Consider the following 23,228-nt stretch of genomic DNA (forward strand, 5'->3'; position numbering starts at 1 on the left):
AGAATACAATGGATAGGAACTCGGCTATTGGCCTTACTTTAATTGCAGTTTTACTGATCGGATATTTCTACTGGTTCTCTCCACAACCACAACCGGTTACTCCTAACGTAACGGCTACACGCCCATCCGTTTCTGAAAAGAAAGATTCCGTTCAGGCAGCACCTTCTGTTCCTGACGACAGTGTTCTTCAGGCAACGTATGGCGATATATCGGTTGCTATGAAAGGCACTGAAGCGCCAACCGTTATTGAAACGGCTGACATCAAAGTTACTTTCAGCAATAAAGGTGGTTCCATCAAAGAACTGGAACTGAAGAAATTCCAATCCTACGACCAGAAGTATAGCAAAAAAGTAAACGATCCGCTGAAACTTGTTTCTTCCGAAGCAAGCGAACTAAAACTGTTGAGCCAGTACCAAGGCAGAGAGATTGATCTGTACTCTTTATTCTACCAGGTTGATCAGAAGGATGTAGGTGATACAACCGTAGTAACATTTACAGTAACGCTTAGCAGCGGTTCTTCCATTGCTCATACCTATAAAATACCAAAGAGCGGTTATGAGATTAGTTATTCGATTGTAAGCAAAGGTTTTGATACACAACTCACCGGTGAAAACCTGAATTTCCAATGGAACTATACCGTGAAGCCATTAGAGAAAGATCTTACAGACACACGTAATAACACCACCATTACATACTATACCGATGAAGACGGGTTCGGAGAATTACCGGCACGTGCTACCAGCACGGAGACAGAAGCATTTGCTACTCCGGTCAAATGGGTTGCTGTTAAACAAAAATTCTTCCTGGCATCCTTCATTTCAAAAACGAATTTCGCGGGTGGTGAAGTACAATCAATCGTAAACACCAGCGACTCTTCTGTAGTAGAGAAGGCAGCCATTAAACTTTCTATACCAAAGAAATCACTGGCAGACGGTACTGCCAACTTCAAATTCTATGTTGGTCCGAACGATTACCAGGTAATCGGAGATGTATCCGAGCGCTTTAAAGAGAACGTATACCTTGGCTGGAGACCGGTATACTGGATCAACAAGTTTGTAATCTTCCCGGTATTCCATTTCCTCACACAACATATAGCCAACTACGGTATCATCATTATTATACTGGTAATTCTGCTGAAGCTTGTGTTGTTCCCGCTCTCCTATCGCTCGTACCTGAGCATGGCGAAGATGAAAGTACTGAAGCCTGAGCTTGACGAGATTAAGGAACGTGTTGGTGAAGACATGACAAAGGTACAGCAGGAACAAATGAAGCTATACCAGCAGGTGGGTGTAAATCCGATCAGTGGTTGCGTTCCTGTATTGTTGCAGATGCCGATTCTCTTCGCGATGTTCTATCTCTTCCCGGCCAGTATAGAGTTACGTCAGCAACCTTTCCTGTGGGCAGAAGATCTTTCTACATACGACTCACTCATTCAATTACCGTTTATAATTCCGTTCGGTGTTGGTAGTCACATCAGTTTATTTACACTGATCATGACTATATCTACACTGATATATACTTGGCAGAACAATCAGTTGTCATCCGTACAAGGACCGATGAAGTCGATGTCGTATATCATGCCGGTAATTTTCTTCTTCTTCCTGAACTCATTCTCTGCCGGTCTTACCTTCTATTATTTCGTATCGAACCTGGTAACATTTGCGCAGCAGGCGATCATCAGACGTTTCGTAGATGAAAGTAAGATTCGCGCCATCATGGAAGAGAATAAGAAAAAGAATGCAGCCGGTGGTGGTAAGAAATCCAAATTCATGGCGAAGCTTGAAGAAGCCATGAAGGCAAGTGAGGAAGCACGGAAACGATCTGAAGATGACAAAAAGAAGCGTAAGTAATTGTTTAGTGAGAGGTAAGTGATTTACAAACAAATCTTTAGGCTAAATATATTCATGAATAACTATTAACAGGCATTCAAGAACTGTTAACGGATTGTGCAACGATTGTGGATAAACCGTTCCACGATGTTCCACGCTCACTTAAGTTTTCCCATATATTTGTGCCCGCCTGGTTAAGACCCCCGGGCGGGTTTTTATTTTTTAAACGTCATTCTTAGATGGGAAAAATCATTGCGATTGCAAATCAAAAAGGCGGTGTAGGTAAAACAACTTCAGCGATCAATCTTGCAGCCAGTCTGGCGGTATTAGAAAAAAGAACGCTGCTGGTGGATGCCGATCCGCAGGCCAACTCAACTTCTGGTTTGGGGCTTAATCCGAAAGACATCACGCAGGGCATTTACGAATGCATGGTAGATGGTGTGAATCCGAAAGATGCACTTGTAAAAAACGATCTGAAATTTCTGGATGTACTACCTTCTCACATCGACCTTGTAGGTGCTGAAGTCGAGATGGTAAACATTGAACGCAGAGAAGAAAAGATGCGTGATGCGCTGGGCATTGTTCGTGATGAATACGACTTCATCATTATCGACTGCTCACCTTCGCTCGGTCTGATCACGATCAACGCGCTTACGGCTGCTGATTCGGTTATCATTCCCGTACAATGCGAATACTTCGCGTTGGAAGGTCTCGGAAAATTACTGAATACGATCAAGATTATTCAGACACGTTTAAATCCCAAGCTTGAAATAGAAGGCATCCTGCTGACGTTATATGATTCACGTACCAGCTTAGGAAACCAGGTAGTAGAAGAAGTGCGTACGCACTTCCAGAAGATGACGTTTAATACCATCATTCCACGGAACGTAAAATTGAGTGAATCACCAAGCTTTGGTTTACCAGCCATCGTTCACGATGCAGAGAGTAAAGGAGCCATAAGCTACCTGAATCTGGCGCACGAAGTATTAGATAAAAACGGCATGTCTAAATGAGTACCAACAACAAGAAGAAAGCATTAGGACGCGGACTCAGTGCGCTGCTAAGCGACAGTTCTGCTGATGAGAAATTGGAAGTAGATATTCCGGTTGGAGTTTCAGCTGCAGCGATAACTACAGCTCCGGTTGCAGCTATACCGGTGAGTGGTATAACTGAAATACCTGTTGACGAGATTGAAGTTAACCCCTTCCAGCCTCGTACACATTTCGACCAGGAAGCGTTGATTGAACTGGCCGAGTCTATTACTGTACATGGTATCATTCAGCCTATAACAGTAAGAAGACTCACCGATCGCCAGTACCAGTTGATCTCTGGTGAAAGACGTTTTCAGGCATCGAAACTCGCGGGCTTAAAAGCTATACCAGCCTATATTCGTTCAGCCGATGACCAGCAGATGCTGGAGATGGCATTGATCGAAAACATTCAGCGTGAAAACCTGAATGCTATAGAAATTGCGTTAAGCTATCAGCGACTCATTACCGAGTGTAGTCTGAAGCAGGAAGAACTTGGCGAGCGTGTTGGCAAGAACAGAACTACAGTTACCAACTACCTTCGTCTGTTAAAACTTCCACCGGATATACAGATTGCCGTACGCGACAACAAACTCTCTATGGGTCAGGCGCGTGCTATCATCAGTGTAGAGAACCCGGAACAACAACTCTATATATTCAAGAAAACGTTAGATGAAGATCTTTCTGTTCGCAGAGTAGAAGAACTCGTGCGCGAAGTATCAGAGAAGACTGCTGTAGCAAAACCGGAGAGTGCGCAAGCCAATAACCCGGCATCAAGAGAAATTTCTCAGTTGCAATCTAAACTATCATCACACTTTGGCACTCGTGTTGTAGTGAAGAGCGATGGTAAAAGAGGCGAAATCAAGATACCGTTCCTTTCAGTAGAGGATCTGAACCGAGTGCTCGACATTCTGAGGATCCGTACAGAGTAAAGCATACAGGTTTTTTAACCTGATTGCTCTACCCTTTTACTCGTACAGAAGCGTTGCTTGTCTTGTTCCGATGTTTCGGTAACTTGTGCCTGTTTTGCCTCAAGCGGCAACATTCAATGAAGAACCTGTTCGTACTTAGTGCATTTACATTTTTGCTCACCTTTCAGTTACAGGCACAGACTGCCGTGGCAACAGAAAGCGATAGCCTCATCGTTGAAAGTCAGGACACTGTCTTGCTGAAGTCGTATGCATCACGCTATAATCCGCGTAAGGCTTTATTGTTTGCTGCTGTCCTTCCGGGGCTTGGCCAGATATACAATAAAAAATACTGGAAGCTTCCGTTGGTATACGGAGGCTTTTTTGGAACAACCTATGCGATGGTATTTTACAACGACCTATACCGCGATTACAAACAGAAACTCTTTGCCAACCTTGAAGATGGATATGACGCTGACTCTGATATACGGCCGGGCGATGTATATACCACCAAGAATTATCGCGTAGCCGTAGACCGCGCCAAACGCAGCCGCGACTTCTGGTTGATTATGATGGGCGCCATGTATTTACTGCAGATCGTTGACGCACACGTAGATGCCCACCTCAAAGAATTCGACTTGAATCCTCAGCTCCGCGTGAGTATAGAACCGATGATGGAACAGAATATGATGCTGGGCAAGCAATCCGGCCTTTCATTGGTGATTCGTTTTTAGGAGGTCTTCTTAATCTTTAAAGGCCCTATTTTCCACGGCATATTTTTAGGTGATAGTCTTTGAAATCCAAAGACAAAATGCATTTTTACAGACAATTGACTCTGTATGAACATTATTCTTTTAGGCTACGGCAAAATGGGCAAGATCATCGAACGTGTGGCGCTTGAACGAGGCCATACCATTACTGCCCGCATTGACGTAAACAATCAACACGAATTTGAAACCATAAAAGGCGATGTAGCCATTGAATTCTCACATCCCGATGCTGCATTCGAAAATGTAAAGAAGTGTATTCTTAAAAATATACCGGTAGTGTGTGGCACCACAGGCTGGCTGAAACAAAAACCGGAGATAGAAGAACTTTGCCGCGAAAAGAATGGAGCGTTCTTCTATGCATCCAATTATAGCCTGGGAGTAAACATCTTCTTTAAACTCAACGAACACCTGGCAAAAATGATCGGGGCGTTTGATGAGTATAATGTTGGTATGGATGAGATTCATCACACCGAAAAAAGAGATGCACCCAGCGGCACCGCTATTACCCTTGCTGAAGGCATACTCAAGCATGTAAAAACTAAAAAAGGTTGGGTAAATGAAGACACCGATAAAGGTGAAGATTTGTATATCCAGTCGTTCCGTATCGACCAGATACCGGGTACGCACGTTGTCAAGTATTCTTCGCAGATCGATGACATCGAGATCAAACATATAGCACATTCGCGCGAAGGTTTTGCCAAAGGAGCCGTGATGGTTGCCGAATGGATAAAAAACAAGAAAGGTGTGCTGAGCATGGACGACTACCTGAAATTCTAGGTGGTTTCGTGCGACTAATCATACGATCAAATTATTTTCTCTTTATTTACAAGTTTTAAATTCAGTTATACGATTATGAATTGGCAGTTTTGGAAGAAATCACAGAACGAAGCAAAACCAAAATCAAAAGCCCGTGAGTGGTGGGATGCTATACTCTTTGCCGTTGTTGCTGCCACGCTTATCCGCTGGCTTATCATGGAAGCCTATACCATTCCAACGCCTTCTATGGAGAACTCTTTGCTGGTAGGTGATTTTCTTTTCGTGAGCAAGTTCCATTACGGAACACGCACTACAACTACTCCCCTGCAGGTGCCGCTGACACACCAGAAGATCTGGTTTACCAATGTGCCTTCATATCTGGAGTGGATAAAATTACCACAGTATAGATTGCCAGGCATCAGCGAAGTAAAACGTGAAGATGTAGTGGTCTTCAATGTACCGCCGGTTGGTTTAAATGAAGGTAAAGATTACCCGGTCGATCTCAAGACAAACTATATCAAGCGTTGTGTTGCTATACCAGGCGATACCCTGACGATTAAAGACAAACAGGTTTTCATCAACGGTGTAGCGGAAGCGAACCCACCAGAGATGCAATTCAGCTACCTTGTAACATCAAACGGTCCGATCAGTGAGCGTAACCTGGAGAAGCTTGAACTTGGTCCGGAGGATTACCAGGTATATGGACGCCAGGCTGATGGCAAGTTCGTATACATCATGTGGATCACCGAGAAAAAAGCTGCTGAAATAAAAGCACTGTCCTATATCCAAAGTATAGAAGTAGAGAAACGTAACGAAGAGGATGGCACAATCCCCTACTCTACTTACTACGATTGGTCAGGTGGAAGCAACTCTAAAAAATACTTCCATTGGTCAACGGATAATTTCGGACCGATCTGGATACCGAAAGAAGGCGCTACACTGGCTATCAATGACTCAACGCTGGCCCTATACGGCACAACAATCAAGCTATATGATCACAACGAAGATGTAAAGATTGAGAATGGCAAGTTGTTCATCGATGGTAAAGAAGTTACCGAATATACCTTCAAACAGAATTACTATTTCATGATGGGTGATAACCGTCATAACTCGCTTGACTCACGCTTCTGGGGTTTTGTACCGGAAGATCACATCGTAGGTAAGGCATTCTTCATCTGGCTTTCCATCGACCGTAACGCAAGCATGATGCACAAAGTACGCTGGAGCAGATTCTTCAAACTCATTAAATAAGATTGGAAGATTGTAATATTCGAAGATTGAAAGATTACGTAGAGATATAGGGGCATCCCCAATCTTGTAATCTTTCAATCTTTTAATTTTCCAATTAATTACCCAAACTCACCAATTAATTTCTTTCAGCCCTTTGCTGCGGAGGTACTCGTTGGTTTTGCTGAAATGTTTGTTGCCGAAGAAGCCTCTGTCGGCTGAGAAGGGTGATGGGTGTGCAGACATCAGCACATGATGTTTTTTGCGATCGATCACTTCTCCTTTTTTCTGAGCGTACGATCCCCACAATAGAAATACTACATTCTCTTTTTCGTCTGATATCTTTTTAATGACCGCATCGGTAAAAGATTCCCACCCTTTATTCTGATGTGAGCCTGCTGATGAGGCGCGTACCGTGAGCGTTGCATTCAGCAGCAACACACCTTGTTCAGCCCAACGCGTCAGGTCGCCAGACTTTGGTATAGGTTTTCGTAGATCGTTTTGTATTTCTTTGAAGATATTAACCAGCGATGGCGGCATACGCACATCCTCACGTACCGAGAAGCAAAGTCCGTTGGCCTGTCCGGCTCCGTGGTACGGGTCCTGCCCTATAATAACTACCTTAACATCGTTAAACTCACAGGCGTCAAAGGCTTTAAATATTTCTTTTCCGGGCGGATAAACGGTTTGAGTTTTGTATTCCTGCTTAACAAATTCAATTAACTGGTTGAAATAAGGCTGGCTAAACTCATTTTCCAGCTTGGTTTTCCACGAGGGAGCAATTTTAACATCCATGCCTAAAACTAAACGCCTGCAAGGAAACCTCCAATTCATTACGAAAACCAGAATAAATTTCAGCGATTTTCAGTATTTTGAATGACTATTTGTCGGAAGCACTTGGTAATTCCAAAAAATTAATATTTTTGAAGCGCATGGTAACGGAGATCACCAAAGGAATCAAAGTAAGTGTCGAGACGGAATATCAACCCGCTTATTCCAGTCCCAGCCAATATCACTATGTCTTTACCTATCGCATCACGATTGAAAACCAGAGTGAGTATACCATTCAACTGTTACGCAGGCACTGGTATATACATGATGCAGGATTTAGTCCGCGCGAAGTAGAAGGTGAAGGCGTTGTAGGTCAGCAACCTGTATTGGAACCAGGACAAGCACATCAATATGTATCCGGATGTAATCTCAAATCAGGTATAGGCAAGATGGTTGGAACATACCTGATGGAACGCATCGTTGATGGGCTAAAAGTTGAGGTAAATATTCCTGAGTTTACAATGATCGCACCTCTGCGACTCAATTAAATTTACTCCTCCCGATTATACTTACTTATTGAACAGGTAACAGAATGTTGAAGATAGCTCTTATGAATTTCATCATTCGTTGACCCCCTGCTCAATAATACGTTCATGCCTACATTTTTTCAGTTTAAAACTTACTTTGCCTACTGGTTAGACCAGGTATCGGAGCATTCGCTTCACTCCCCTTTCCTGTTTGATTTTTATACCAAGGTTCTTCATGCCAAGAGCGATCCGGCTATATATCATTCCATCGAGCAACGGAGAAAAGAATACCTCCACGACACAACGCTATTGACTATACAAGATCCGGGAGCCGGATCACTTAACCTCAAGACATCTTCACGCAAGGTATGCGATATAGCACGCACCAGTCTGAGCTCATCCAAATACTCATCACTATACGCACGCATCATTCATCATTTCAATTGCAAATCTATACTGGAGCTGGGCACATCGCTTGGCATCAATACACTTTACCTGGCCACCAAGCCCGACAGTTCTGTCACCACACTGGAAGGTGCGCCTCCTATAGCAACTATAGCACTCGATACTTTCAAAGAGCTGAATAAAAAAAACATTCGTCTTGTAGAAGGTAACATCAACTCCACGCTATATAGCTACCTCGGCAATTGTACCTCGCTTGACTTTGCCTTTCTGGATGCCAACCACCGATACGAACCTACTCTGAAATACTTCGATGCTGTTGTGCAGAAGATCCACGTAAAAAGTATAGTGGTGCTGGATGATATTCACTATTCACCAGAGATGGAGAAGGCCTGGAACCATGTGCGTAAACATGCTCTGGTATATGCCAGTGTCGATCTATACCGATGCGGATTGTTATTCTTTGATCCTTCACTGAACAAACAACACGTTGTATTACAATTTTAAGCGTTGAATAACCGCGCGGGATAACCTATTTTTGCGGTTACCCATTTTAATCACCTATGAGCGAAACGACTAGCACACAACCGGTTCAGCCGGCTCCGAAGAAATCACACAAGAGCACCATCATTATTGCGCTGATGGCCGTGATCATTGTTGTTCAGGGTATCAAGATTTTTGTTCTTGATCCGCGTGAAGAACAACGTCTTATTGCTGAGAAGACATCAACACAGCAAGAGCTGGATGCTACCGTGCAGCGCCTTACCGAAATAAAAGGAGAGCTTGATGCCAAGATTGCCGAGGTTCAAAAACTGGGAGGCGATGTTTCTGATCTTGAGAAAGCCAAGCAGGAATTGGAGACTGAACTGAAACGCCAGAAACGTGCCACAGGCAAAGAAATAAAAGCATTGAAAGATCGTGTTGAAGGATATGAACTCCTGCTGAAGAATAAAGATGAAGAGATCGAAAAACTGAAGAGCGTAAACAAGGAGCTCATGACCGAGAACCGCAGTTTGAAGACCGAGAAAAATCAACTGGGCGACTCGATCAATCAACTCAGTCAAAGCAAACAAGAGCTTGCAACGAAGGTTGCTATTGCATCGGAGTTAAAGGCTGAGAACCTGCGTATACTGGCTGTGAACGATCGCGGCAAAGAGCGTGAATCTCCCTTCAAGAATCGCCAGTTGGGTAAGCTGAAAGTTGAATTCAACATTGCTGAAAACAACGTAGCGCCAATCGAAGGCAAAAAGATCATGATCCGTATAATCGATGAGAATGGGCAGGTGATCTTTGATGTAGCCCGCGGATCCGGCACCTTCATCTACAATGGCAAAGAAGAATTTTACACAGCATCGCAGGAGATCCTGTTCGATAATACTAAGCAGAAGCTGACGTACCTGTACGAAAAAGGCTCTGATTATACCTCCGGAAATTATACACTAGAGATCTACTGCGACAGCTATAAAATGGGTAGCGGGCAGTTTGCTGTTAAATAAAAGCCGGAAAAAAGGCTGAAAAGCAGAAAGTTCATGGTTTGACAGACCTCGGGCTTTCTGCTTTTGCATTTGTGTCCTTACCTAATAATGGAGCCAGGGCTTTGAAATCGTGGAGAAATGCCTACCTTTGCAGGCTCAAATTAAACATCATGAAAAACTACGAGACGGTATTCATTTTAAATCCCGTTTTGTCTGAAGACCAGGCAAAGGATGCTGTCGATAAGTTCGTGAAGGTTTTGAAAAAAGCTAATGCAGATGTGTTGAACATCGAGCAGTGGGGCTTAAAGAAGATGGCTTATCCCATCAACAAAAAGTCTACAGGCTTTTATAACCTCATCGAATTCAAGGCTGAAGGGCCTGTTGTCGACACACTCGAAACCGAGTACAGACGAGACGAATCTATCATGCGCTTTTTAACCACAGCTCTTGATAAACATGCGATTGTTTACAACGAACGCAGACGTAAAGGCGAATTTAAAAACAAAGAGAACAGGAAACCTGTTGCTAAAAAAGCTGAGGAGGAGCGTGGAAGATGACATTAATGAACGAACCAATTAAGCGCGCTGAGATTAAGCCGAAGTACTGCCGTTTCAAGAAGAACGGTATCAAGTATATCGACTATAAAGATCCTGACTTCCTTTTGAAGTTTATCAACGAGCAAGGCAAGATCCTTCCTCGCAGATTGACAGGAACCAGCCTGAAATTCCAGAAGAAAGTAGCACAAGCTGTTAAGCGTGCTCGTCACCTGGCGATTCTTCCGTACACTGGTGATTCATTGAAGTAATCTTTAACCTTTAAAGAACACGAACATGGAAGTAATTTTGAAACAGGACGTACAGGGCCTTGGCTATAAAAACGACATCGTAAAAGTGAAAGCTGGATATGGTAACAACTACCTGATTCCAAATGGTTTTGCACTGATCGCCAACGACTCTAACAAAAGACTCGTAAACGAGAACATTCGCCAGGCTGCCCACAAAGCGGCTAAGCTTAAGCAAGATGCTGAAGCACTTGCTGCTAAGATTGGCGATGTTACGCTTGAAATTAAAACGAAAGCTGGTGAATCTGGCAAAATCTTCGGTGCTGTTACAGCCCTGCAGATTGCTGACGCGCTGAAAGCAAAAGGTTTTGATGTAGACCGTAAGAAAGTAATTCTGAAAGATGCTCCTAAGCAATTAGGTTCTTATGCTGTAACGCTTGACCTTCATAAAGAAGTGAAGCATGAAGTTAAGTTCAATGTGGTAGGTGAATAATTTCAGAGTATACCAATATCAAAGGGCTGTCTTTCTAAGACAGCCTTTTTCATTTTATACCCTTCTGTCGCTTGATTACACATTCAGCCTCAACGCGAGCCGCTAAATTTGTCATTTAAGACCTCCTACTTCTTATGGTAAACTATATATCAATTGGTAACCTCCTTTTACTGCTACATTCGTTTGCATAAATATTTCCACAGGTCACGTTAATATATTCTTCATGTCGTGGTAATTTAGGTTCACTTGAATCTGAAAACCTATGGCTGCAACATCCCTTTTCCAACATTACAATGGTCATTCTTCTGTGTGGGATGAAATGTTTGCCAATGCCTCCGACATCCGGCAGCACTACCAGAATGTAGCCAACTTCCTGTTGACGATACCAGGTGATGAACTCAACAAGAAAGAAGAGTTAGCCAAGCGTTTGTTTATGAGCCAGGGTATAACCTTTACCGTATACTCCAGCGGAGAAGGCATCGAAAAGATATTTCCATTTGATATTATTCCGAGGATCATTACAGCATCGGAATGGGACTTTATTGAACGCGGCATCAAGCAACGCCTTCGCGCATTAAACCTCTTTCTTCGCGATGTATACCACGAGCAGTTCATTCTTAAAGATGGCGTTGTTCCTTTCAACCTGGTTTATTCCTGCCCTCATTACCTGCGCGAAATGCAGGGTGTAAATGTACCGTATGATATATATGTGCACATTGCCGGCATCGATCTGATCCGCGATCATGACGGAACCTTTTACGTACTGGAGGACAACCTCCGCACACCTTCCGGTGTGTCGTATATGATTGAAAACCGGGAGATCACCAAACGTATCTTTCCGGATCTCATTCCGCAGAACCATGTTCGTTCAGTAACACACTATCCCAACATACTATATAAAAATCTGATGGCCCTCTCGCCACGGAAAATCGCCTCACCCAATATAGTTTTACTTACACCCGGGATCTATAACTCGGCATACTTTGAACACACAACACTCGCCAGACTCATGGGTGTTGAACTGGTGGAAGGCCGTGATCTGGTAGTTGAAAATCATCATGTATATATGAAGACAACGGCCGGGCTACAGCAAGTAGATGTTATATACCGCAGAGTCGATGATGCCTTTCTGGATCCGCTGGTATTTGATCCGAATAGCGTACTCGGTGTATCTGGCATTCTCTCGGCTTACCGAAAAGGTAATGTTGCTATTGTAAACTCGATCGGCAATGGTGTAGCGGACGACAAAGCTATATATGTATATGTACCGGATATGATACGATACTACCTGAACGAAGAGCCAATTCTAAAAAATGTTCCCACCTATCAGCTTGGCAAAGCTGATGAGCAGGAGTATGTTTTAAAAAATATAGATAAGATGGTCGTAAAAAAGACCAACGAGTCTGGAGGCTATGGTATGTTAATGGGACATGCCGCTTCTGAACAGGAGATTGAAGCCTATAAAAAAGAAATTATGAAAGAGCCCCGTCACTTTATCGCCCAGCCAACGATAAGCCTGTCGTCTGCACCATGCTATATAGATGGCAAAGTACAACCACGCAGAGTAGATCTACGGCCATTTGCCTTGTGCAGTCCCAACGGTATAGAGATCGTACCCGGGGGTCTTACCCGTGTAGCCCTCCGCGAAGGCTCTCTCGTAGTAAACTCTTCCCAGGGCGGAGGTAGTAAGGATACTTGGGTGCTTTCTATTTGAGCGTGTTTACGCTGGTACGTGTGTACGTGCCTTCGTTACACTTAAACACATAAACATCTAAACACACATCGAACATGCTCAGCCGCGTTGCCGATTCACTTTACTGGATGTCGCGATATATCGAACGAACCGATAGTACGTTGCGTACTCTTACGATTAACCATCTTTCTGCTCAGGATAATCCGAAAGAATTTACCTGGGGGCCTTTGCTACGCATTTTCAGCAATATGGAAGAACAGGATATAATAGCCATTGAGCGCAACGGCAGACAAGTGCTGCAGTATATGGTGCTGAGTCGCGACAACCCTAACTCTGTTTCAAACCTGGTTATACAAGCGCGTGAAAATGCACGTGCTGTACAAGACAATATCACGAAAGAACTTTGGCAATGTCTCAATGAATTCTATCATGTTGTGCGGGATCAGCGTTTGAAACAGGCGTTGCAATATGATGACCCCGCTACCGTACTCGATACGTTAATACGACAGTGTATGCTTTACTACGGCACAACGGATATCACGATGTTCAGAGGAGAAGGTTTGTGCTTTATGAATCTCGGCAAGTACCTGGAGCGTGCTATACAATCAGCAGACATACTCGATATAAAATTCAGCGACTTGTCGTATGACCTGGATAAAACCACCGATACAACGTACTGGAAACATTTACTGAAATCCGTATCGGGCTATGCGCTTTACCTGAAGCGTTATCGCTCCGGCTTTGAAGCACGTAATGTTGTTGACCAGGTGTTGTTCAACAACGATTTCCCCCGATCTATTTTATATTCCATCAATCAGTTGCACCGATCGTTCAACGGGCTAAAGAACGATCAGAATACAGAGGGCTACAGCAAAGTAGATTTTCTTATTGGAAAACTTCGCAGTAAACTTCAGTACTCCAACGTTGACAGCGTTTCGAGGATTGGACTTCATCATTACTTAACGGAAATTACAACCGATATTTACGCAATCGGAAATACATTGAATCAACATTATTTCGCATACAGTTAATCAGCTCGCATGTCAAAATTTAAAATCAGACACATTACCCGATACCGATATGAAGAAACCGTTCGCGATAGCGCGAACCAGTTGATGCTTTACCCGATTCGTGATCCTTTTCAGGATATACTTGAACATACCATTACGATCACGGGCAACCCGATGGTACATATACATACTGATTACTTTGGCAATCACGTAGGTACATTTACCAATGCACACCCGCATCGCGAACTGGTGATCGATTCGCAACTGACGGTTGCAACCAAACTTCGCCAGATGCCAGAGGACAACTCCCCTCCTGACAGCCAGTGGGCAGCTCTTCAACCTTTGCAACATCACATGGAGTTTGTTGATTTTCTGAGACAAGAAGATTTCAAGGCATTGCCGGAAATACGATCCATTGCAGAAACAGAGCTCGCCAGGAAGCAATCACCTTTTCAGTCGGCACAAAACGTAAGCGAGTATATATATAAGACGTTCGAATACCGCACCGGCATTACCACAGTAGAAACAACGCTCGATGAGATCTGGAAAATAAAATCAGGTGTATGCCAGGATTTCGCCCACATGCTACTGGCTATACTCAGGCTGATGAATATACCGGCACGCTATGTAAGTGGATATATATGTCCGAATAAAAGTGGCATGCGCGGAGAAGGTGCCACACATGCATGGGTAGAGATCCATTTACCTTTTTATGGATGGCTTGGACTAGACCCCACCAATAACTGCCTGGTGAATGACACACACGTGCGTCTTGCTGTCGGGAAAAACTTTTCAGATTGCTCACCGGTAAAAGGAACTTACCGCGGTACATCCAACCACTCCCTGGATGTTACCGTAACCGTAGTCAACGAAGATGGCAGCACCACTACGGCAGACACCTCAGTTACCCCCGGGCCAATGGCCACTACAACCAACGAGCAACAAAACTCTTTCAGAAAATACCAGGAAATGCAGATGCAGCAATAGTTAGCTGCTAGCTTTTAGCTGCGAGCTGTGAGTAAAGTTGCTGGCAGCAAGCTGCTGGAAGGTTTTACTTTTTGGATATAGATATATACTTGAAATGAGCTGCCGTTTGAAAAGTTTTTTTCAAACGAACTACTTCTCTTTCCTGTGACCAGAAACCAGCAGCTAGTGGCCAGAAGTGCTGTAAAAAAGCGCGAGCTGCAAGTACTCTCTACTCGCAGCTCGCAGCTCAAAGCTCAGAGCTATTTCTAAAATTTGTGTCTCACAAAAGCTTCCATCGCTTCGTATTCAGCGAGGCCAAGTTTGTTATAGGCTTCGGCTGTAGCGTGGTTACGATCTTCAGCACGCATCCAGAATTCACGCTTGTCGCTACCCGGGAACATAGCGCTGTCTTTTTGTGACTGGTGTTTGAATACCGCTCTGCGCTTACGCATTAACTCTTCCGGACTCAGTGGTACAGCCATCTCGATCTGATCGATGTCCCACTCCTGCCATGCACCACGGTATAACCATACCCAGCAGTCTTTCATCCAATCTTTACTCTTCAAACGGTTCACGGCTTCCATTACGGCAGCGAGACAAACACGGTGTGTACCATGCGGATCAGACAAATCGCCGGCAGCGTATATCTGATGTGGTTTGATCTTCTCGATCAGGTCCATCGTGATCTTTATATCATCTTCACCAAGCGGTTTCTTCTTCACAGCACCGGTCTCATAGAAAGGCATGTCGAGGAAGTGCATCTGCTCATCCGGTATACCTACATAACGGCCACCAGCTTTCGCTTCACCTCTGCGGATCAATCCTTTGATCTTTAATACTTCAGGACTATCATTTTGTCCGGCACCTTTCTGCTTGATCGACTCAACAACTTTCTTGTAGAACTTCTCTCCGTCATCTTTACTCAGATTGAACTGATGATTGAAGTCGCGCACGAAATCTGCAAAGCGAACAGCATCATCATCAAACACCGCTATATTTCCGGATGTCTGGTATGCTACGTGTACTTCATGTCCCTGGTCTACAAGACGAATGAAGGTACCGCCCATTGATATAACATCATCATCCGGGTGTGGCGAGAAAATGATAACACGTTTCGGGAATGGCGTTGCACGCTCCGGACGGTGTGTATCATCAGCATTCGGTTTACCTCCTGGCCAACCTGTAATCGTATGTTGAAGGAAATTAAATACTTTGATATTTACCTGGTACGCTGAACCATACTCGGTAATGATATCACCCATACCATGTTCCATATAGTCATGGTTGGTAAGTTTCAATACAGGTTTACCCATCGTCTGACACAACCATACCACGGCTTTACGGATCAGCGCGTCATTCCATTCGATGCTATCAATCAACCATGGCGTCTTGATGCGCACAAGTTCAGATGAAGCAGCTTCATCTAATATTACCAGGCAATTGTCATGCTTCTGCAGGAAGGATGATGGTATCTGATCGGTGATCGGTCCTTCAACTGCCTTCTTGATAACTTTTGCTTTTCCTTCACCCCATGCCATCATGATAACACGCTTGGCTTTCAGGATCGAACCAACACCCATGGTGATTGCTTTGCGCGGAACATTTTCTTCACCAAAGAAATCGCTGGCAGCATCGATACGTGTTACCTGGTCGAGTGTAACAAGACGTGTGAATGACTTCTCAGTAGAACCTGGTTCGTTGAAACCAATGTGACCTGTGCGACCTATACCGAGTATCTGTATATCTATACCTCCCAATGCATCGATCTTCGCTTCGTACTCACGACAGAAGTCAGCTACTTTTTCTTTGGACAATGTTCCGTCTGGTATATGAATCTGGTTCTTCGGTATATCTATATGATTGAATAGATGCTCGTTCATAAACCTCACATAACTCTGCAGGTTATCCGGTTGCATCGGGTAATACTCATCGAGGTTGAAAGTATATACATGCTTAAAGCTGAGACCTTCCTGCTTGTGCATGCGAACAAGTTCAGCATATACACGTGTAGGCGTAGAGCCGGTAGCCAGGCCAAGCACACAGTTTTTTCCCTCCTGCTGACGGTTTTTAATCAGGGCTGCAATCTCGCGGGCAACAAATTCAGAAGCCTCGCCTGAGCCGGAAAAGATTTTTACGGGGATTTTTTCAGAAGCAATAAGGTCGTTGTTCATATTTTTGGTTGAATGATTAACTCTATTGAGAACTAAATTACTTCAAAACATGCGAAATTTTCAAGTGTTTGCGGTAACATAATTTATGAACCCCTTCAGAACCGTTTTAAATGCAGGTGTGTCAACGCACACAATTTCTTTGTCGGATAAAATTCTGACACTCGGGTCGTGCTTTGCCGATGCCATTGGCTCCAGACTCGTTCGTTCCAAAGTGCAGGCACTGGCCAATCCGTTCGGTGTTTTGTATAACCCGCACTCGATTCACCGGCTTTTGCAGTACACTGTTTTTAACGAGCCGGTGCCGGAACATACCTTTCTGAAGCACCAGGATATATACCTGAACTACGACTTTCACTCCGAACTATCGGCCTTGCAGAAAGACGTGTTGCAACATACCCTGCGCAACATGATTGGCGCCACGCACCATTTTTTAAAAGACGCACAATGGCTGCTCATCACCTACGGCACAGCATGGGTATATGAGCGGGTGGATACCGGAGAAGTTGTAGCCAACTGTCACAAGCAACCGGCTGGTCAGTTTCAGAAATCACTTCTTACACACGATACAATCGTTCAATCCTTTGACACTATATATAGGGCATTGAAAGAATTCAACCCGGACCTACGCATCGTATTAACCGTAAGTCCGGTAAGGCATATTAAAGACACCCTTGAGCTAAACAGCGTAAGCAAAAGTATACTTCGCGTTGCGTGCCATGCATTGCAGGAGACGTATATAGATGTTGAATACTATCCGGCTTACGAAATGCAACTTGACGACCTGCGCGACTATCGTTTTTACAAAGCGGATATGATTCATCCTACCGAACAAGCAGAAGACTATATCTGGGAACAATTTGCTACCCGCTATTTCGATGCACCACTAAAAAGTTTTATCGACAGGTGGAAGAACATTCAGCAGGCACTGGCACACAAAGCGTTTCACCCGTCATCAGACGCACATCAGAAATTCCTGAACGATACGCTTAAGAAACTGGAAGAACTAAAATCGCTGGTTAACGTTGATGAGGAGATTGCTTTTGTTAAATCTCAACGTACCGGTTAACATCGGGTATGATTATTTGCATCAGGCATACATCCTTACGATAAACTATATTTATTTACACGCACCAACTTTGTCAACTATACTTTAGCATGAACAGACTCCGTCACTCCACATCACCTTACCTGTTACAACACGCCCACAATCCGGTTGACTGGTTTGAGTGGGGACACGAGGCTCTTGAAAAAGCCAGGCAAGAAGATAAACCTATATTGGTAAGCATTGGCTATTCGTCATGCCACTGGTGTCATGTAATGGAACGCGAGTCGTTCGAGAATCATGACATTGCACAGGTAATGAATGAACACTTCGTTTGTATAAAAGTAGATCGCGAAGAACGTCCCGACATCGACCAGATATACATGGATGCCGTACAGGCTCTGGGAGTAAATGGAGGATGGCCGCTTAACGTATTTCTTACACCTGAACAAAAACCATTCTTTGGCGGTACATACTTCTCTCCTGCCGCGTGGGTTCAGATCCTTACCAACATCAACCGTGCGTTTCAGGCAAACCGTAAAGAGATCGAAAGTACAGCTACCGAACTAAGTCTGCATTTACTCCGCTCGGATGTAGCACGTTTCAAACAGGAACCGGTTGATACAGCGTTAGGCACCGACCTCGAAGATATATATAAGAAACTGGCCGTGCGGTTTGATACAAAATGGGGCGGCATGGACCGCGCTCCTAAATTTGTAATGCCTGCTGTATGGCAATGGCTGTTGCGTCATTACAACATTACGCAACACGAGCGTGCGCTTCACCAGGTTATACTTACGCTTAAGAAAGTAGGCATGGGCGGTATATATGATCAGGTTGGTGGTGGTTTTGCGCGGTACTCGGTAGATGGCGAATGGTTTGCACCTCACTTCGAGAAAATGCTCTACGACAATGCTCAACTGATGACGCTTTATGCAGAGGCATACGCTATTACCCGTGATGAAGAATTCAAGACCGTTGTTTACGAAACGTTTGAATGGATGCAACGCGAAATGACCAGCGAGGCCGGTGGCTTTTACTCAGCACTGGATGCTGACAGCGAGGGCATAGAGGGTAAATATTATGTATGGACAAAGTCAGAACTTGATTCGCTGTTAAAAGAAAATGCAGAACTGATTGCTGCATACTATAACGTTACACCGGACGGTAACTGGGAACACGGTAACAACATCTTAACCCGCCTCCATACGGATAAAATATTTTTGAATACACACCCGGTAGATGAACAGTCGTGGAAGAGTATCGTAAAGCGCAGCAAACAGATACTGTTGCATGAGCGTGAGAAGCGAATTAAACCGGGACTCGATGACAAGATCATTACCGCCTGGAATGCCATGATGATCGTTGGATTAACCGATGCCTATCGCATCTTCAACGATAGTATATTTCTGAAAGCTGCCGAGAAGAACATGCGCTTCCTGGAGAATGAATTAATGGAAGGCACAAAGCTATACCGATCGTTCAAAGGAAGTCGCTCGAAAGTAGAAGGATTTCTTGATGACTATGCGTACGTGATACAGGCATACCTCAAACTATACCAGGTAACTTTCCAGGAGTACTGGCTAAACCGCGCTTCGCTGTTACTGGAGTTTACGCTGGATAAATACTTTGATGAAACGGAAGGATATTTCTTTTATACCGGACATGACGCCGAAGGACTGATCGCCCGCAAGAAAGAAATCTTCGACAATGTTATACCTTCCTCCAACGCTATCATGGCACAGAATCTATACCACCTTGGCGTTATACTCGACCGTGACGACTGGAAGATGAAGGCTATTGCCATGACTACGTCATTTGCACACCTCATTAAAGGCGAACCAAACTATATGGCATACTGGGCCATGGTGTATACTGAAATTCGCAAAGGCATGGCCGAGGTGGTTATCACGGGAGAAACCCTGCACGAACTTCGAAGCGGGATACAGACTTCCTTTCATCCCTTCGCGCTTTATATGGGTACCAAGACAACGAGCAACCTTCCGCTTGTTACAGATAAAACACTGGTGAACGGGCGCACAACGGTATATGTATGTCGTAACAAAACATGCCTGCTACCGGTACAAACCGCTGAAGAAGCGAGCCAGATGATCGCCACGCAGTAACTATATTTACCGGTTGTTTCACTGCTTATTCTGAGGGTAAATGACTATCTTCGGAATAAATGCAGAAATGCCTCTCCATCCTATTGCGTTTCCTGAAGCCGTATGGTATACCTGTGCTGATGGTTGCAAGTTTAGTATCAACACACCATGTGTATGCTCAACAGGTAACTGGATTCTACTTTACCGTGGAATGCTCGAAGTATACCGGCAAGCCTAAACCCGTAACACTGGGACTGACTAAAATACAGGTGTGCACAACCCCACAGCCAGTGGTTTCCATTGATGGATTTGAAGCCATCAGCGAATTGTTTGAGATACCGGAACAGAACTTTGCTTTCTTTGACGTTACGCTTTCTGAGAAAGCACACCTGGCTCTTAAAAAAGTGGGCGCTACGTTCACCTTCAATGACCTCGCGTTTGTGATGGACGATGAAGTAGTTTTTCTTTTTGCCGTGGAGACTAATAATCCTACCCGCATATTTCGCATTACCGATAGCAGTCATTCGCGCGACCTGAAGCGAATCCACGCCAAACTGAAGTCTCTTAGCGTAAAAGAGTAATCATCCGATCGACATCCATTATTATTGCCGGAAAAAAATAGCTTTTTTTGGGAAGTGGAAATCTTTGATCAACCCGATACAGTCAACACATTCTTTGCAGAAGTTCTGTTACCTGTGCCGATCCCTAAACTTTTTACCTATCGGGTACCTCACGCCTGGAATGAGCATGTTTTGATTGGACAACGGGCTATCGTTCAGTTTGGTGAGCGTAAGATCATTACCGGTATCATCCTCGCCCTCCATCATCAGGCACCGAAGGAGTATGAAGCCAAATATATTCTTGAACTGCTCGATAACTTTCCGGCTGTCAACGATGTACAGCTAAAGTTATTCCAGTGGATGGCTGACTATTATCTCTGCACATTAGGGGAAGTCATGAACGCTGCACTTCCATCCGGATTAAAACTTTCCAGTGAGTCGATCGTGCAATTACACCCGGCTTTTAACCTGGAAGAATCAAACCACGCGTTCTCCGAAAAAGAGCTTATACTTTTAAAGCGGCTGCAGCACGAATCACTCGGCTATTCCGATATCGCGAAACTGCTCGGTACAAAACATCTATATACTATACTGAAATCTCTCACCGGTAAAGAAGCGATTATACTCTTTGAGGAGATCCGCGAAAAATACAGACCGAAGACGGAGAAAAAAGTTCGCCTCACGCCCGACTATAATACTTCGGAAGCGCTGGAGCAACTGTTCAACACCATTGCCAATAAACCGAAGCAGGAAGATGTTATTTTGAAATACCTGCAACATGTACAGGTCATTCATCATCCGGAAGCAAACAAGCAAGGTATAGCCAAGAAGCAACTCATTACGGAAGATATATCCGAGTCATCGCTCAACACGCTCATCAAAAATAAAATATTTGAAGAGTTTGAAGTGGTAGTGCCCCGGTTCGACACCGAAGATAAATCCGAGTTGCCTATAGTTCTGCTGAGCGAAGAACAGGATCGCGCACAGAGCGCTATATTTAAAAGCTTTGAGACGCAAAGTGTAGCGTTGCTCCATGGCATTACCGGCAGTGGCAAAACGGAAATATATATCAACCTGATAAAAAAAGCACTCGATAGTAACACACAGGTACTATACCTTTTACCCGAGATAGCCCTCACTACCCAGATCGTACAACGACTGAAAAAAGTATTCGGCTCCACGATGGGTATATACCATTCAAAATTTTCGGATGCCGAACGTGTTGAAGTGTGGAACGGTGTGCTGCAGGGTAAATTTGATTTTATTGTTGGCGTTCGCTCTTCTATATTTTTACCGTTCGATAACCTGGGGTTGATCATTGTAGATGAAGAGCACGATTCATCGTACAAGCAACAAGACCCGGCACCCCGCTATAACGCGCGCGATGTAGCCATGGTGATGGCGCAGTTGCATCATGCAAAAGTATTGCTGGGCTCTGCCACACCTTCGATTGAATCATACTACCAGGCACAACAAGGTAAATATGGATTGATCGAATTGAACAAACGTTTTGGTGACGCTCAGTTACCACAGGTTATACTGGCCGACATGGGTCGTGAGCGAAAACAAAAAACAATCAAAGGAGAATTCTCCGGTTTACTGTTAAAGAAAATAGAAGAGACATTAAAGGTAAAAGAACAGGTAATTATCTTTCAGAATCGCAGAGGTTACTCACCCATGGTAAACTGTGAAGACTGCGGCTGGGTGCCCAAGTGCGTTAACTGTGCCGTGAGTCTTACCTATCATCAATTTAGAAATGCATTGGTATGTCATTACTGCGGCTATAAAGAATCATTACCGCAACAGTGTCCTACGTGTACATCTGCGCGTATCAAGACCGTGGGGTATGGTACAGAAAAACTGGAAGAAGAACTGAGCCTTCATTTCGCAGACGCACAAGTGCAGCGCATGGATCTGGACACGACACGTTCCAAGACCGGCTACGAAACCATCATCGATCAATTTGAACGCGGTGAAACGAATATACTGGTAGGAACGCAGATGGTAACGAAGGGGCTTGACTTCGATCGCGTAAGCCTGGTAGGTATATTTAATGCAGACCGCATGATTCACTTTCCGGACTTCCGTTCCTACGAACGTGCCTTTCAACTCATCACACAAGTAAGTGGGCGCGCAGGGCGAAGAGATAAACCCGGACTGGTTGTTATACAAACGTCAGGACCGGATCATCCGTTGTTACAGACTATACTTCGTCATAACTATAAAGAATTCTTTGCCTCCCAACTGGCCGACCGGAAACAGCACGACTACCCGCCCTTTACGCGACTCATTGAAATTACCATTAAGCATACCGACAAGAAAACCTGCAAAACAGCAGCGGATATATTAGCTGAACAACTTCGCGATACTTTATCCTTCATCCGTATACTCGGTCCGGGCGAACCCGCTATATCCAAGATCAGGAATCAATTCCTGATGAATATACTGCTAAAAGTACCGCGCGGTAAATATGACCTGGCAGCGATCAAGAAAACCATCGTTACATTAACTACCCAGCTCACCACCGAAAAGCAATTTCGAAGTGTTCGTATTACGGTGGATGTAGACCCCATGTAACAACAGCACACCTATATATACCTCTGTATAATTACCGATCCGATTTCCGGTAATTATAGTATATCTGATTCTGTAAAATCACGCTTGTTATTGCCCGACCACTCCGTTTAGCTTTGATTTAGGCAACTGAAATATAG

At 44.2% G+C, this 23,228-nt stretch carries 21 protein-coding genes; 19 read left to right on the forward strand and 2 right to left on the reverse strand.

Annotated features, from left to right (window positions below; genetic code table 11):
• Positions 1-8 precede the first annotated feature (8 nt).
• From yidC to lepB, 6 genes are all read left to right on the forward strand, one after another.
• Positions 9-1,850, forward strand: coding sequence for a membrane protein insertase YidC (yidC, locus tag ACFQ21_RS04360; protein WP_377575358.1), 1,842 nt, complete (start codon positions 9-11; stop codon positions 1,848-1,850).
• 218 nt (positions 1,851-2,068) lie between these two features.
• Positions 2,069-2,842, forward strand: a complete 774-nt coding sequence (locus ACFQ21_RS04365) for a ParA family protein (protein ID WP_377575360.1) — start codon at positions 2,069-2,071, stop codon at positions 2,840-2,842.
• Entirely contained in the window at positions 2,839-3,789 is a 951-nt protein-coding gene (locus ACFQ21_RS04370) for a ParB/RepB/Spo0J family partition protein (protein WP_377575363.1), read from the forward strand. Before ACFQ21_RS04365 ends, ACFQ21_RS04370 begins: the two co-directional genes overlap by 4 nt.
• A gap of 116 nt (positions 3,790-3,905) precedes the next feature.
• Entirely contained in the window at positions 3,906-4,499 is a 594-nt protein-coding gene (locus ACFQ21_RS04375) for a DUF5683 domain-containing protein (protein WP_377575365.1), read from the forward strand.
• A 105-nt stretch (positions 4,500-4,604) separates the two neighbouring features.
• Positions 4,605-5,312: a 4-hydroxy-tetrahydrodipicolinate reductase gene (gene dapB / locus ACFQ21_RS04380; protein ID WP_377575367.1), complete on the forward strand. Its 708-nt coding sequence runs from the start codon at positions 4,605-4,607 to the stop codon at positions 5,310-5,312.
• Between the two features lie 75 nt (positions 5,313-5,387).
• Entirely contained in the window at positions 5,388-6,542 is a 1,155-nt protein-coding gene (gene lepB, locus ACFQ21_RS04385) for a signal peptidase I (RefSeq protein WP_377575370.1), read from the forward strand.
• A 108-nt stretch (positions 6,543-6,650) separates the two neighbouring features.
• On the opposite strand, the gene ung is transcribed toward lepB, so the two are convergent.
• Positions 6,651-7,313, reverse strand: a complete 663-nt coding sequence (gene ung, locus ACFQ21_RS04390; protein WP_377575372.1) for a uracil-DNA glycosylase — start codon at positions 7,311-7,313, stop codon at positions 6,651-6,653.
• A gap of 137 nt (positions 7,314-7,450) precedes the next feature.
• On the opposite strand from ung, the gene apaG reads away from it, so the two are divergent.
• From apaG to ACFQ21_RS04435, 9 genes are all read left to right on the forward strand, one after another.
• Positions 7,451-7,837, forward strand: a complete 387-nt coding sequence (gene apaG / locus ACFQ21_RS04395) for a Co2+/Mg2+ efflux protein ApaG (protein ID WP_331967834.1) — start codon at positions 7,451-7,453, stop codon at positions 7,835-7,837.
• A 105-nt stretch (positions 7,838-7,942) separates the two neighbouring features.
• Positions 7,943-8,725, forward strand: coding sequence for an O-methyltransferase (locus ACFQ21_RS04400; RefSeq protein WP_377575375.1), 783 nt, complete (start codon positions 7,943-7,945; stop codon positions 8,723-8,725).
• 56 nt (positions 8,726-8,781) lie between these two features.
• Entirely contained in the window at positions 8,782-9,714 is a 933-nt protein-coding gene (locus tag ACFQ21_RS04405) for a chromosome segregation protein SMC (RefSeq protein WP_377575377.1), read from the forward strand.
• A 149-nt stretch (positions 9,715-9,863) separates the two neighbouring features.
• Positions 9,864-10,250 (forward strand): 30S ribosomal protein S6, encoded by a 387-nt coding sequence (gene rpsF / locus ACFQ21_RS04410; RefSeq protein WP_377575379.1) that lies wholly within the window; start codon positions 9,864-9,866, stop codon positions 10,248-10,250.
• Positions 10,247-10,498: a 30S ribosomal protein S18 gene (rpsR, locus tag ACFQ21_RS04415; protein ID WP_377575382.1), complete on the forward strand. Its 252-nt coding sequence runs from the start codon at positions 10,247-10,249 to the stop codon at positions 10,496-10,498. The genes rpsF and rpsR overlap by 4 nt, the downstream gene beginning before the upstream one ends.
• A gap of 25 nt (positions 10,499-10,523) precedes the next feature.
• Entirely contained in the window at positions 10,524-10,967 is a 444-nt protein-coding gene (gene rplI / locus ACFQ21_RS04420; protein ID WP_377575384.1) for a 50S ribosomal protein L9, read from the forward strand.
• A 262-nt stretch (positions 10,968-11,229) separates the two neighbouring features.
• A complete protein-coding gene (locus tag ACFQ21_RS04425) occupies positions 11,230-12,681 on the forward strand; it encodes a circularly permuted type 2 ATP-grasp protein (RefSeq protein ID WP_377575387.1) in 1,452 nt (483 codons plus the stop codon).
• A 74-nt stretch (positions 12,682-12,755) separates the two neighbouring features.
• The gene (locus ACFQ21_RS04430; RefSeq protein WP_377575390.1) at positions 12,756-13,691 is read left to right on the forward strand and encodes an alpha-E domain-containing protein; all 936 of its coding nucleotides are present in this window, start codon (positions 12,756-12,758) and stop codon (positions 13,689-13,691) included.
• 9 nt (positions 13,692-13,700) lie between these two features.
• A complete protein-coding gene (locus tag ACFQ21_RS04435; RefSeq protein WP_377575393.1) occupies positions 13,701-14,657 on the forward strand; it encodes a transglutaminase family protein in 957 nt (318 codons plus the stop codon).
• A gap of 245 nt (positions 14,658-14,902) precedes the next feature.
• Here ACFQ21_RS04435 and nagB read toward each other — a convergent pair whose 3' ends face one another.
• Positions 14,903-16,807, reverse strand: coding sequence for a glucosamine-6-phosphate deaminase (nagB, locus tag ACFQ21_RS04440; protein WP_377575395.1), 1,905 nt, complete (start codon positions 16,805-16,807; stop codon positions 14,903-14,905).
• An 85-nt stretch (positions 16,808-16,892) separates the two neighbouring features.
• Between nagB and ACFQ21_RS04445 the strand changes: the two genes are divergently transcribed.
• The 4 genes from ACFQ21_RS04445 to priA all read left to right on the forward strand — a co-directional run bounded on the left by ACFQ21_RS04445 (position 16,893) and on the right by priA (position 23,091).
• A complete protein-coding gene (locus ACFQ21_RS04445; RefSeq protein ID WP_377575397.1) occupies positions 16,893-17,873 on the forward strand; it encodes a GSCFA domain-containing protein in 981 nt (326 codons plus the stop codon).
• 89 nt (positions 17,874-17,962) lie between these two features.
• Positions 17,963-19,975 (forward strand): thioredoxin domain-containing protein, encoded by a 2,013-nt coding sequence (locus ACFQ21_RS04450; RefSeq protein ID WP_377575400.1) that lies wholly within the window; start codon positions 17,963-17,965, stop codon positions 19,973-19,975.
• A 59-nt stretch (positions 19,976-20,034) separates the two neighbouring features.
• Positions 20,035-20,535: a hypothetical protein gene (locus ACFQ21_RS04455; protein ID WP_377575403.1), complete on the forward strand. Its 501-nt coding sequence runs from the start codon at positions 20,035-20,037 to the stop codon at positions 20,533-20,535.
• 54 nt (positions 20,536-20,589) lie between these two features.
• Positions 20,590-23,091, forward strand: a complete 2,502-nt coding sequence (gene priA / locus ACFQ21_RS04460; RefSeq protein WP_377575406.1) for a replication restart helicase PriA — start codon at positions 20,590-20,592, stop codon at positions 23,089-23,091.
• Positions 23,092-23,228: the final 137 nt, after the last annotated feature.

The organism is Ohtaekwangia kribbensis, assembly GCF_042676245.1.
Classification (GTDB): domain Bacteria; phylum Bacteroidota; class Bacteroidia; order Cytophagales; family Cyclobacteriaceae; genus Ohtaekwangia; species Ohtaekwangia kribbensis.